General features: G+C 60.9%; 16 protein-coding genes. 6 read left to right on the forward strand and 10 right to left on the reverse strand.

The features are described 5' to 3' along the window. Positions 1–206, forward strand: a 206-nt coding sequence (locus ATO9_RS23045; protein WP_043755160.1) for an iron dependent repressor, metal binding and dimerization domain protein, incomplete at its 5' end; no start/stop codon positions are given. A 261-nt stretch (positions 207–467) separates the two neighbouring features. Here the strand turns inward: ATO9_RS23045 and lnt are convergent. From lnt to ATO9_RS23100, 10 genes are read right to left on the reverse strand one after another with little or no spacing between them, the layout of a single operon-like run. Continuing rightward, positions 468–2,039: an apolipoprotein N-acyltransferase gene (gene lnt / locus ATO9_RS23055; protein ID WP_043755162.1), complete on the reverse strand. Its 1,572-nt coding sequence runs from the start codon at positions 2,037–2,039 to the stop codon at positions 468–470. Next, positions 2,036–2,509: a signal peptidase II gene (gene lspA / locus ATO9_RS23060; protein WP_007803461.1), complete on the reverse strand. Its 474-nt coding sequence runs from the start codon at positions 2,507–2,509 to the stop codon at positions 2,036–2,038. The genes lnt and lspA overlap by 4 nt, the downstream gene beginning before the upstream one ends. Before the next feature lie 4 nt (positions 2,510–2,513). Next, complete coding sequence (locus ATO9_RS23065) at positions 2,514–3,296, reverse strand: ZIP family metal transporter (RefSeq protein WP_007803463.1); 783 nt, start codon at positions 3,294–3,296, stop codon at positions 2,514–2,516. A 22-nt stretch (positions 3,297–3,318) separates the two neighbouring features. Further along, positions 3,319–3,777, reverse strand: a complete 459-nt coding sequence (locus tag ATO9_RS23070; RefSeq protein ID WP_043755165.1) for a DUF411 domain-containing protein — start codon at positions 3,775–3,777, stop codon at positions 3,319–3,321. A 3-nt stretch (positions 3,778–3,780) separates the two neighbouring features. Continuing rightward, positions 3,781–5,154, reverse strand: coding sequence for a M23 family metallopeptidase (locus ATO9_RS23075; protein WP_007803467.1), 1,374 nt, complete (start codon positions 5,152–5,154; stop codon positions 3,781–3,783). Beyond that, positions 5,151–5,777 (reverse strand): SCO family protein, encoded by a 627-nt coding sequence (locus tag ATO9_RS23080; protein WP_007803468.1) that lies wholly within the window; start codon positions 5,775–5,777, stop codon positions 5,151–5,153. The genes ATO9_RS23075 and ATO9_RS23080 overlap by 4 nt, the downstream gene beginning before the upstream one ends. Beyond that, a complete protein-coding gene (locus tag ATO9_RS23085) occupies positions 5,777–6,247 on the reverse strand; it encodes a copper chaperone PCu(A)C (protein ID WP_008327335.1) in 471 nt (156 codons plus the stop codon). Before ATO9_RS23085 ends, ATO9_RS23080 begins: the two co-directional genes overlap by 1 nt. A 22-nt stretch (positions 6,248–6,269) precedes the next feature. Beyond that, positions 6,270–6,929: a DsbA family protein gene (locus tag ATO9_RS23090; RefSeq protein WP_007803472.1), complete on the reverse strand. Its 660-nt coding sequence runs from the start codon at positions 6,927–6,929 to the stop codon at positions 6,270–6,272. Further along, the gene (locus ATO9_RS23095; protein WP_007803474.1) at positions 6,926–7,348 is read right to left on the reverse strand and encodes a disulfide bond formation protein B; all 423 of its coding nucleotides are present in this window, start codon (positions 7,346–7,348) and stop codon (positions 6,926–6,928) included. The genes ATO9_RS23090 and ATO9_RS23095 overlap by 4 nt, the downstream gene beginning before the upstream one ends. Before the next feature lie 5 nt (positions 7,349–7,353). Next, positions 7,354–7,920: an SCO family protein gene (locus ATO9_RS23100; RefSeq protein ID WP_007803475.1), complete on the reverse strand. Its 567-nt coding sequence runs from the start codon at positions 7,918–7,920 to the stop codon at positions 7,354–7,356. Positions 7,921–8,133: 213 nt separating this feature from the next. On the opposite strand from ATO9_RS23100, the gene ATO9_RS23105 reads away from it, so the two are divergent. The 5 genes from ATO9_RS23105 (at position 8,134) to ATO9_RS23125 (ending at position 11,136) form a co-directional block, all read left to right on the forward strand. Continuing rightward, positions 8,134–8,562: a MerR family transcriptional regulator gene (locus ATO9_RS23105; RefSeq protein WP_007803476.1), complete on the forward strand. Its 429-nt coding sequence runs from the start codon at positions 8,134–8,136 to the stop codon at positions 8,560–8,562. Between the two features lie 82 nt (positions 8,563–8,644). Beyond that, on the forward strand, positions 8,645–9,265 hold the full coding sequence (locus ATO9_RS23110; protein WP_008327361.1) for a cation efflux transmembrane domain-containing protein: 621 nt from the start codon (positions 8,645–8,647) through the stop codon (positions 9,263–9,265). Between the two features lie 69 nt (positions 9,266–9,334). Further along, on the forward strand, positions 9,335–9,898 hold the full coding sequence (locus ATO9_RS23115) for a transglutaminase-like domain-containing protein (protein WP_007803479.1): 564 nt from the start codon (positions 9,335–9,337) through the stop codon (positions 9,896–9,898). After that, on the forward strand, positions 9,888–10,853 hold the full coding sequence (locus tag ATO9_RS23120; RefSeq protein WP_007803480.1) for a cation diffusion facilitator family transporter: 966 nt from the start codon (positions 9,888–9,890) through the stop codon (positions 10,851–10,853). The genes ATO9_RS23115 and ATO9_RS23120 overlap by 11 nt, the downstream gene beginning before the upstream one ends. Further along, positions 10,825–11,136 carry a SpoIIAA family protein gene (locus tag ATO9_RS23125; protein ID WP_007803481.1) on the forward strand — a complete coding sequence of 104 codons (312 nt, stop codon included), beginning with the start codon at positions 10,825–10,827 and terminating at the stop codon, positions 11,134–11,136. The genes ATO9_RS23120 and ATO9_RS23125 overlap by 29 nt, the downstream gene beginning before the upstream one ends. Positions 11,137–11,411: the final 275 nt, after the last annotated feature.

The following is an 11,411-nucleotide window of genomic DNA, read 5'->3' on the forward strand; positions in this document are numbered from 1 at the left end:
GGCGGGAGCCATACCGCGCGATATTCCTCACCGATGCCGGGCAGGACCTCGCGGAGATCTGTCGACGCCGCCACAGGGTCGTCGTCGCCTTTCTTCTGAGCCTGGGAATCGACGAAGAGACCGCGGAACGCGATGCGGAAGGGATCGAGCATCACGTCAGCGGGACGACATTGGAGGCGTTCGAGCGACGGCTCAATCAGAAATGAGCTCGCCTAGATGCACATTCGCGCGATTCTCTATCGGGACCTCGAGCTATCAGGTCTTCAAGCCGCTGACACGTTTGCGCAATTTCGAAGCTCGCTAGCCGAGAACCCGCGACAGCACGATGGTTGCAAACAGGGCGACAAGTCCGAAGGCGATCGCAGACGCTACCGCATATTGGAGGATATCCAGGTGATTCCCCCTCCTCCGTCGTGCCAGATAGCCACCCCAGATCGCGCCTCCGATAGCGCTCACGATCACAAGCATCAGGATACCTCCGTTCCAAAATGCCGCGCATCGGGATCTCGTCCGAGCAAACTGGCCAGCCAGCCGAAGACCCAGCACCCAAAAACAAGAACCAACAAGGTCCAGTCGCCGAACCGCGCATAGGGCGTTGGAGTACGCGCGCCCGGCAGGCCGGCATCAATGGTGCCTGTTTCCCCGGTATCAAGACGCGCGACGACATTTCCATTGGCGTCGATGATCGCGGATATCCCAGTGTTGGCCGCCCGGACCACGGGAAGTCCCTCCTCGACCGCGCGCATCCGCGCGGAGGCGAGGTGCTGCTCGGGTCCGATGCTGGTTCCGAACCAGGCATCATTTGTGGCGTTGAATATCCAGTCGGGGCGGAAAAGGTCATCGACCACGTGGCCCGGAAAGATGATCTCGTAACAGATCGCCACCGCGACCAGAGGCGCGCCAGGGATCGCCAGCGTGCGCGGCCCTGGTCCCGGCGTGAAATCGCCCAACCCTTCGGTCAGCCGCTCGATGGGCAGCCAGCCTTTCAGGGGCACATATTCCCCGAACGGAACAAGATGATGTTTTGCATACCCCGTCAGAACCTCGCCGCTGCCGTCATAGGCCTGAACCGTGTTGAAATATCTGGTTCCCCCATCGCCCTCCACTCGGTCAGGCGCACCTGTCAGTAGGATCCTGCCGTCTGGCAAAGCTGCAGATATCCGCGCGCGTGCCGCAGCATCTTCGTCCAGAAAGCCGGGGAAGGCCGTTTCCGGCCAAAGCAGCAAATCGAAACGTCCGGGTTGCGCGGACAAGCCCAGGTATTTTTCCAAGGTTCGCTGGCGGCTGCCCGGTACCCACTTCTCGACTTGTGGCACATTGCCTTGGACGATGCGCAAAGCAACGTCTGTCGGCGGCACGTCCTGCCCTGACCGAAGCGCACCGCCAACCCAGAAACCCGCCACAGCAACGGCGAAGAGCACGAGAACAGGCGCGCGTCTCTTTGGCGCCGCCACAGTCAACACACCTGGCAATATGCCGATGAAGACCGTGAGAAAGCCCAAACCGTAGCTTCCGACCCAGGCGGCGGGTTGGCGCAGGGCGGCATAGTCGACAAGGGCATAAGCGGCAAGGTTCCAGGGAAACCCTGTCAGGACATGACCCCGCAGCCATTCCGTGGCCACCCAGCAGGTTGCAAACAGCAGGCCTGCCGCAATGCCGCCGACAGCTCGGCGCTGCATGATGGCGGCAAAAAGCATCGCCGCCATGCCCGGGAAGATGGCAAGTCCGGCGGACAGACCCGCGACCGCCGGAATCGCCAGTGCGCCGAAACGTTCGGCATCGACGTAAAAGCTCTCGGCGATCCAGGAAATTCCAATCCCGAATTGGCCCAGTCCGAAAGCCCAACCGACAAGGAAAGCGCGCGAGGTTGAGATGTTCCGGAGAACGATAAAGAGCACGGAGAAGGCTACAGGGACCGCGATGAGCCAAGAAAACGGCGTAAGAGTCAAAACCGTCAATCCGCCGGCAGCAAGGGCAAGACCCATGCGCTGGAACAGGTTCAGGTCCTCACTAACGAACTGCGGCAATCCCGGCTTCATGAATCGGTCTGAAGTCGAGCGCCAACCCACGGCGCAATGAGCAGCAGCATCACGCCGCCAACCACAAAAACATCGGCCATGTTGAAGGCAGGCCAGTGCGCCGTCCCGATGTAGAAATCGAGGAAATCCGTCACCGCACGATAGCGCAGGCGGTCCAGAATATTGCCGAGTGCACCGCCGATGATCGCACCATAGGCAATGGCCTCGACCCGGCTGCTGGTACGGACCAGCATGAACGCCAGCCAGACGCAGATGCCAAGCGCCAGTAAGACAAGGCTCCACCACGGCGCGCCGCCGAGAAGCCCGAAGGTCACTCCGTCATTGCGCAGGTAGATGAGATTGAAGCCGGGAAAGACCGATACGCCGGAACTAAGAACAGTCGCATTGGACACAACGATTGCCTTCGTTGCCTGATCGACAAGAAAGGCGATCAGCGCAGCAAGCAGACCGACGAAGAGGCAAGTTCTCATCAGCTTATCCCAGCCAGACGTCGAGGAACAACATGATCACAAGACCAACGGCGAGGCCGAGCGTCGCCCTGTTCTGATGGCCGGATCGGTGGGTTTCCGGAATGATCTCGTGGCTGATGACGTAGAGCATCGCACCTGCTGCGAAGGCGAGACCCCAGGGCAGCAGCGGTTGCGAAAGACTGATAATCCCTGCGCCGAGAAGTCCACCGACGGGCTCGACGAGACCGGTCAGAGCGGCGATGCCCCAGGCGCGAAGCCTGGAATAGCCCTCGCCGAGCAACGAAACCGCCACCGCCAGACCTTCGGGGGCATTCTGTAATCCAATACCGATCGCAAGTGGCAACCCGCCCGACAAACCGTCAGCCCCGAACCCGACGCCGACGGCAAGCCCTTCGGGAAAATTGTGGATAGTGATCGCGATGATGAAAAGCCAGACGCGCCGCAGCGATGCGGCGTCGGGACCTTCCCGCCCCGTCTTGAAATGTTCATGCGGTAGCCGTTCGTTCATCAGAGCGATCGCGCCCATGCCAAGCAGGATCGCAACACATACGATGGCCGCCGGGAGAGCACCGTTGTCGAACTGTCCTTCAGCTGCGTCGAGAGCCGGGATGATCAGCGAGAAGAACGAAGCCGCGAGCATGACACCCGCCGCGAAGCCAAGCAGCAGATCGCGCGTGGCCCGGGACGGGATGCGCCCAAAAAGAACGGGGACCGCCCCGACCGCGGTCAGCGATCCGGCGGCCAGGCTTCCAAGAAAGCCAAGCGCTATGGGGGAGAGGGGTTCCAATTGTTAAGGTTCTGCCGCGAGTTCAGTCAGGAGCCGAGTAGCTGGTGTAGACCTCGGTCGATCCGTCTTCGTGGATCAGGAAGACATCGTAAGCCTCCCGGTCGTCCTCCGGTCCCATGCCGGGCGACCCGTAGGGCATTCCCGGCACCGCCAGGCCTACCGCGTCTGGCCGGTCCTCCAGCAGGCGTTGGATGTCAGCCGCCGACACGTGGCCCTCGATCACATAGCCGTCGACCAAAGCCGTATGGCAGGAGACCATGCGCTGCGGCACGCCATTGTCGAGTTTGAAGCGCACAAGAGATCCTCCGAACATGTCCTCGCCCATCGGCGCGAAGCCATTCTCCTCGAGGTGCTTCATCCAGGACAGGCAACAGCCGCAGCCGTTTGTCTTCCGGACGTCGATCTGAATCGCCTCTGCGACGGCCTGCGCCGCAGGAAGCAAGGCAAATGCGATGGCAAGGGCGGGAGTAAATCGTTTCATGGATCAAAGCCTTTCGGTTGTCGTCTGTGCAAATTCGCTGGCGAGCCTCTCAGCAAGAAGTGAACGCGCCTCACGCAGTCGCTCAAGCGCGGCCGTGTCGTCCGCTTCACGCTCGGCCGCCTCTGCCAATCGGTCGTCAGAGAGAGGGTCGGTTGGGCGACCGTCCACCAGCACTTCGTAATGTAGGTTGGGGCCTGTCGCGGTACCCGTCGCACCGACCCGCCCGATCATATCTCCGGCCATCACGCGTTGCCCTTGTGTGAGCCCGTCCGGTACGGCGCTCAGATGCGCATAGCGCGTCAGGGTGTCGGAGCCATGAGCGATCTCGACGACCCGGCCATACCCACCGCGTCGGCCGATGAAGCTAACGCGGCCCGGCGCCGTCGCCTGTACCGGCGTGCCGCGCGCCGCCGCGAAGTCGACTCCTGTGTGCATCCGTACATTGCCGTAGACCGGATGGGTGCGGCGCCCGAACACAGAACTCAGCCGTGCACCTTCGACCGGTTGCGCAAACACGCGCAGGACTTCTCCGTCGACATAGATCGTCGCTTGGCCGCTGCCGTCGTTCGGCCAGACGATTTCATAGACCGAGCCATCGATATCCAGTGCGGCAAAGGCAAGCTCGGGCTGACCAATCCTCTTGTTCCCGTCTCGGGCCTCGCGCCAAAGGAGGCGCATCGTCTCGCCACCCGCAAGATCACGACGGAAATCCACGGTGCCGCCCAGCATCTGCGCCAGGTCCACCGCAAAACGGGCGGGGATGTCTGCCGTGTTCAGGGCGGCGAAAATCGAGCTCTCGATCACCGCCTCGCCGGCGAAAGTCACCAATTCGGGATCCGGGTCCAACACGCGGGCGGCAAGCTGTTCGCCGAAGACCGCCTCTATCCGGACACCGTCTTCGACGGCGAGCTCTACACGACGCGGGTTGTCGTCCGTTGTGGAAACCACCGTAATGATGTGACCCGGACGCAGACGGCGCAGATCGTATTCCGTGCCAATCGCCAAGGCGATTTCGGCGCGATCCGAAGCATCCAGCCCCGCATCGGAAAGGACCGCATCAAGCGTCTCGCCGGACGCAATCTCCCGCGACCAGGTGACCAGCGGGGGCTCGATAGATGGCAAGGAGGTATCAGCGGGGGAAACGGTCAGGAGCGGCCGGGGTCTGAACTCGAATGCGATATCCGCCTGGGCGAGTGTAGGGCGGACCGAATTGGTTTCGGTAATCCGAGGCGGCGCAAGCGGATTGGGAGTCCAGAGGGTCGCTTCAGCAATCGCAGGGGGCACCGGTTCTTTGGACAGAACGCCAGAGATGGCGATGGCGGTCACCGAAAATGCGCCTGCGACCGCAACGGCCGCCAAGACAGTTCTTATCTTCATGTTGCCCCCTCTACGTCTTCTGTCAGTGCGCGCTGGATCTTCGGCACCGCGAATTCTCTTTGCTCGTGATAGTCGATCATGGTGACGAGCTCACCCTCGGCATCGAACAGGAATACGCTTGCCGTATGGTTCATCGTATAGCCGCCGCCCTCAGTCGGGACGCGCTCAAATGAGGCACGAAACCCTTCTGCAGCGCGGGCAATTTGGTCTTCCGGCCCCGTCCAGCCACGAATGACCGGATGAAAATAGCCGACATATTCGGCCATGGCCTCGACCGTGTCCCGCTCCGGGTCGACCGTGATGAAGACCACGTTCATCTCTGATGCTTCGTCGCCCAGTTCCTCAAGCCAGCCGGAAATATCCGATAGGGTCGTCGGGCAGACGTCCGGGCAGTAGGTGAACCCGAAAAACACCATTGTGGGACGACCGATCAGGTTGCCAGGCCCTACCTCATTTTCCTCGTGGTCGGTCAGCCGGAACTCCATCGCCGATAGGGGCAGGGGCCGCTGCCCTTTTGGTTCAGGCGCACCGGGCCCGTCCACCCGCCACCAGCCCACGAAGAGCGTCAGGCCAAGAACGCCGGCACCGGCTGCGCCGTATAGAAGGAGCTGCCGACGTTGCATCAGCCCTCCGGTCCACGCGCGGCGATTCCGAGGATTGGGACCTCGACCGTCACCTTGCCGCCATCCGAGAAGGTCAGTGTCAGCGGGAAATTCTCGCCTTCGGTCATCGGCTCTTGCAGCTTCATGAGCATGGCGTGCAACCCGCCCGGCTCCAATGCCACGCTTTGGCCGGGCTCAATCGTGATCTCGCCTGCAGGCGCCATGGAACTGACGCCATCGGAGTTGGTTTTCGACTCATGGATCTCGGGCATCATTGCCAGCGGTGTCGCAAGTCCGGTCAGCGTAACGGCGTCTTCACCCGTGTTGCGCACGGTCATATAGGCGGCACCTGGCCTGTTGACGCCGATCGAGGCGCGGGACCACGCATTCTCGACCACGACATCCTCCGAACCGGCCAGTGCGGGGGCCGACAGCCCTGCAACCGTCAAAAGCACGGCCAATGCATTGGTATATCTCAACTTCTTCACCACTCGTTTCTCCTGCCTCCGCAAATCAGCTTTGGCTTGCCGCAACTTCCACTGCCACCAGCCTCTGCAATTCGGCCTCACCGAACGGATCGAGAGGCTTGCCGTTCACGAAGAACGTGGGCGTTTGGCGGACCCCGACTGTCTCGACATCGGCGCGGTCCTGGTTGAGCACCGCCACAACACCGGGGGCCAGCATCTGTGTCCGGGCAGCTTCGACATCCAGACCTCCGCTTGCTGCAATCTCAAGGATCAATCCGGGTGCCGGGGTCCCGTGAGACGCCCATCTGGGCTGCTCTCGCAAGACTGCCTCGAGCACAGGTTCAAACACGTCCTGCATGCGCGCCGCCTCGAGCACACGGATCGCTTCTACCGACGCCTCGCCGTGAAAAGGCGTATAGCGGATTACAACGCGCACCGCGTCTCCGTGCTCCGCCATGATATCCTCGACGACCGGATAGAAAGCGCGGCATGCCTCGCAGGCCGGGTCGAAGAATTCAACGATGGTTACGGGCGCATCCTCGGGCCCGAGGATCGGGGAATAGGGTCGGATCAGCGCGTCGGCCATTTCAGGGTCGATGGGATCGGACGCGGCAATCGGGTCGGGGCGGGTGGCATACCAGGCGGCACCGCCGAAACCGGCGACCCCGAGCGCGAGAACGGACAGGATGAGGCCGCGTCGCTTCATTTTTGTGTTTCCTTCAGTGAGAGAGCCGACAGCAGACCGATCATCGCGAAGGCGACGAGCGCCATCAAAGGAATCGGAATGCCGAAGACCAGTTGATTGTCGTCGGTACAGGATGGGCCGGTCGCCGTGCAGGGCTGGATACGCTCGGGGATAACGCCGACATAGAGGCCCAAGTGCCAAAGCGCGACGGCGGCACCGCCCAAAGCCAGCGCGATCCCGTAGCGACCCACGCGCCGATCCTGCCACCACAGCCCAAGCCCGAGGATGATGGCCAAGGGGAACATGAAGGCACGCTGGAACCAGCAGAGCACGCAAGGTGTCTGCCCCAGAACCTCGCCGATGAAGAGCACGGCAAGCGACGCGGTGAGCGCGATGATCCAGGCCAGGCCAAGGGCCGTCTCTCCGGAAAGTCGGGTCATGACGATCAGATCCTCTGTCTCAGATCGGCGAGGATCTCTTCGGCGGGCGTGCCGTAGGGCCAGGAGTCCGCGAAGCCTGCTTGCGTGTCGAAAAGGAAAAGATGCGACGTGTGACCCATCGTGTATCCGCCCGGCGCAGTCGCCTGCTCGATCCGCTCAAAGAATATCGGAAAGGTTTCGGATGTCGCGGCGATCTGCTCCGGTGTACCGGTCAGCCCGATGATCCCTGCGTCGAACAGGGGCACATACTCGGCAAGTGCAGTCGGCGTATCCCGCTCCGGATCAATCGTTATGAAAATCGGCTGAACCATTGCTGCCTCATCGCCCAGGCCCTCCATCACGGCCGCGACTTCGGACAGTGTTGTCGGACAGACGTCGGGGCAATTGGTGAAGCCAAAGAAGACCAGCATCCAGCGCCCTGCGAAATCTTCGTCCGTTTGGACCATGCCGCGATGATCGGTCAGTTCGAAATCAGCAAGAAACGGTGGTTCACTCTCGGTGCGGGCAAGATCGGCACGGTAGTCGGACCATAGCAACAGCCAGATGAAAACGAACGCCGCCGCGCCCGCCAACACCCACAATACCTTCTGAAGACCTGAAAGCCTCACGCCGCTCCGCCCGAACCTGATTCTATATTTTGTGTGCGTTTACATCCTCTAGCTACTGTAGGTTCAAGCGTGATTGTCATCGATCGGCCAACAATCACCGATCTGTGAAACTCGGGTGAAGCTTGTGATGCGCACCGCATAAAGCTACACCCACTGTAGGTAATGTGGGGAGCGGAAATGCTGACGATTGGGACGCTGGCGAAGAAGACCGGAACAAAGGTGCAGACCATCCGGTATTACGAGCAGATCGGACTTATGCCTGAGCCCGGCAGGACCGAGGGGGGCCAACGACGCTATGGCGACGCCGAACTCGACCGCTTGTCATTCGTCCGGCACGCACGGCAACTGGGGTTCTCGTTGGACGCGATCCGTGAGCTCCTCGATCTCAGCGATCATCCGGGAAAGTCCTGCGCTGAGGCGGATGCAATAGCCCGTCGGCAACTCAAACAGGTCGAGCAACGATTGGCGCGGCTCGAGGCGCTGCGGACGGAATTGAAGCGGATGGTGCATGAGTGCAGCGGCGGACAGACTTCTGATTGCCGTGTGCTCGAGGTACTGCGCGACCATTCCGAATGCCTGACCGACCATGAAGAGATCGGCGCCTGAGCAATTTCGACGACCTTTGATCGGAACGCAAAAAGCCCGGTGTTAGTTACTCATTGGCAATTCACTAATTTGGATACCCGGCATGGCGGAGCAGAGAAACGCAACGGAAAGACGCACACTCTGGATCGTGCTGGGTCTCAACATCGGGCTGGCAGTCGCTTTCTTCGCCTCGGGCGCATTCGGCGAGTCAAGCGCGCTTATCGCCAATGGCCTCGACAATCTGTCGGACAGTTTCGTCTACGCGATCAGCCTCTTCGCGCTGTCCCGCTCCGCCAAGTGGAAGCGCGGAGCGGCGAACGTTTCGGGCGGCCTGCTGATCCTCTTCGCCCTTGGAATCCTGTATGACGCGTGGCGCCGCTACGTCGGCGGATCGGATCCTCTTGGCACGATCATGATTGTCATGGCGCTGGTAGCGGCGGCCATCAACGCACTTTGCGTCTGGCTGCTGGCACGGCTTCGCGATCCAGACGTAAACATCCGAGCGGCGAATACGTTCAGCTGGAACGACTTCGCGGCCAATCTCGGAATCGTCGTCGCAGGCGGGCTCGTAGCCTGGCTCGGAACGAATTGGCCGGACCTTGTCGTGGGCGTGATTGTCGCCGGCATCGCGGCCTGGGGTGGCGTCGGAATCCTGAGAGACGCGCATGGTGAACACCACAAGGCGGTGCACAATGACGATCAGGTAACCAAGGACTCGGCCTGAAATCGGGGCTTGAAGCTACAGTGACTGTAGCAACTACATATTCTCGTGAACGATTCGAGGAGGTATCCCGTGAACCCCGCCGACCCTCATTTGGCCAAAACCCGGCTGCTGGATTTTGACGCGACCTCAATTGCAAAACTGATCGAGGAGCGCGGCTGGGCAGACCTTCCCAGCGACGACCGAATTGGGGCCATCTACGATTTCGTCAGGAACGAGATTACCTTCGGCTACAACCGCGCCGACGACATTCCGGCGTCCGAGGTCCTCGCAGATGGCCACGGGCAGTGCAACACCAAGGGCACGCTCCTCATGGCCCTGCTGCGTGGCGTGGGAGTTCGCTGCCGACTGCACGGGTTCACAATCCACAAGGCGCTTCAGAGAGGCGTCGTTCCGGAACTCGTCTATCCCCTCGCGCCGTCCGAAATCCTCCACTCCTGGGTAGAGGTGGACTTGGGCGACGGATGGGTCAATCACCGCCAGAACTTCGGATTTGTGCGCGACTTGCTCTATCGCCACGTCATCCGTCACTGGATGAATGCCAGGGTTCGCCGCATCCGCCGCGGAATCTTGCCGCCGGTCCCCGGATTCGATCGGCCGAACCACCGCCATGAGGAGACGAACCGTGCCGCATGATCACGGCCACGCCCACATCGATCCTCAATCCGGTGATCGTCGCGTCTCCATCGCCATCTGGGCCAACGGCCTCCTGACGGTCGCGCAGATCGTCGGCGGGATCCTTTCCGGCAGCCTCGCGCTGATCGCGGATGCCCTCCACAATTTCTCGGACATGGCGTCGCTGGTGATCGCCTTCTTCGCGCGTAAGATCGCTCGCCGCCCGGCGGACAAGCGCATGACCTTCGGCTATGGGCGGGTAGAAATCGTCGCAGCGCTCATCAACTACACGACACTTATCCTGATCGGCTTCTACCTGATCTACGAGGGTGGCATGCGCATGATCGACCCACCAGAGGTACAGGGCTGGACGGTGGTGATCCTGGGCGGTGTGGCACTGGTCGTCGACACGTTGACGGCGCTGCTCACCTATTCGATGCAGAAAGGCAGCGTGAACATCCGTGCGCTCTTCCTGCACAACCTATCGGACGCTTTGGCCTCCGTGGCGGTCATCATCGGCGGCTCGCTCATCCTCCTCTACAACATGCGGTGGGTCGACCCGGCGATCACCATCGGCATCGCTCTCTACATCCTCTACCTCGCATTTACCGAGATCGGCGGTCCGATTCGGACGCTGATGCTCGGCAGTCCACCGGACATCGATAATGAAACCGTCGTTCAGGCGATGCGGGGTGTGGATGGTGTCGCGGACGTTCATCACGTGCATCTGTGGCAGATGCAGGAGCACGAGGCGGCTCTGGACTGCCACGTCGTGCTGACAGCGGACGGCTGGGGTCAAATCGAAAAGATCAAGGCCGCGATCAAGGACCGGCTGAAGGACGATTTCAGCATCGGTCATTCGAGTCTGGAATTTGAGCACGAAGACCGCGCACACGAAAACGCTGACCTTTACGGTCACGGCAAACCGGAAAAAGAGGAGGAAAACCATGTTCACCGAGACACTGACAGCTCATGACGACACGATTGGCCTCGCCTGCGAGGGCAAGCTCAGCGAAAGCGACCTGAAACGGATGCACGCCCTGCTTCATGAGCGCCTGCAAGAGACAAGTAAGCCCGGCCTGGTTCTCGATCTCACGAGGTTCGAAGGCTACGATGGGCCGTCCGCTCTGCTCGAAGATCTGAAAATCGACACAGCCCATAGGAATGACTTCCGCCGCGTCGCTGTGGTGGGCGAAGGGGCTTTGTTGGAGTGGGGAACCAGGTTCGCCGACGTGCTGACCACGGCAGAACTCCGTTAGTTCGACCCGGCGGAAATGAAGGCGGCAATCGCCTGGGCAAGTGAAAGGTAGAGTAGCTTTCAATCAGATGCCTTCGCAGAAGACAGCATCTGTTCGAAACCATAAACAAAAGAACTACAGCAGTTGCGAGACCCAAGAGCAATCCGAAAGTTCTGAACATGGTCGCTCCTTTCGCAAAGGAGTAACTTTGGTACGGTGGCACTGCCCTTGCCGGGGCATTATCAAATCGTAATGTTTTAGCGGCTCAGGGCGCCAGTTGGTTAACATAAACTTCA

Origin of the sequence: Pseudooceanicola atlanticus, assembly GCF_000768315.1 — a bacterium.
Classification (GTDB): Bacteria; Pseudomonadota; Alphaproteobacteria; order Rhodobacterales; family Rhodobacteraceae; genus Pseudooceanicola; species Pseudooceanicola atlanticus.

Excerpts from the sequence above, each read along its gene's own strand:
- lnt (WP_043755162.1), bottom strand. The coding sequence starts at position 2,039 with ATGAAGCCGGGATTGCCGCAGTTCGTTAGTGAGGACCTGAACCTGTTC.
- lspA (WP_007803461.1), bottom strand. The coding sequence starts at position 2,509 with ATGAGAACTTGCCTCTTCGTCGGTCTGCTTGCTGCGCTGATCGCCTTT.
- ATO9_RS23070 (WP_043755165.1), bottom strand. The coding sequence starts at position 3,777 with ATGAAACGATTTACTCCCGCCCTTGCCATCGCATTTGCCTTGCTTCCT.
- ATO9_RS23075 (WP_007803467.1), bottom strand. The coding sequence starts at position 5,154 with ATGAAGATAAGAACTGTCTTGGCGGCCGTTGCGGTCGCAGGCGCATTT.
- ATO9_RS23080 (WP_007803468.1), bottom strand. The coding sequence starts at position 5,777 with ATGCAACGTCGGCAGCTCCTTCTATACGGCGCAGCCGGTGCCGGCGTT.
- ATO9_RS23090 (WP_007803472.1), bottom strand. The coding sequence starts at position 6,929 with ATGAAGCGACGCGGCCTCATCCTGTCCGTTCTCGCGCTCGGGGTCGCC.
- ATO9_RS23095 (WP_007803474.1), bottom strand. The coding sequence starts at position 7,348 with ATGACCCGACTTTCCGGAGAGACGGCCCTTGGCCTGGCCTGGATCATC.
- ATO9_RS23105 (WP_007803476.1), top strand. The coding sequence starts at position 8,134 with ATGCTGACGATTGGGACGCTGGCGAAGAAGACCGGAACAAAGGTGCAG.
- ATO9_RS23110 (WP_008327361.1), top strand. The coding sequence starts at position 8,645 with ATGGCGGAGCAGAGAAACGCAACGGAAAGACGCACACTCTGGATCGTG.
- ATO9_RS23125 (WP_007803481.1), top strand. The coding sequence starts at position 10,825 with ATGTTCACCGAGACACTGACAGCTCATGACGACACGATTGGCCTCGCC.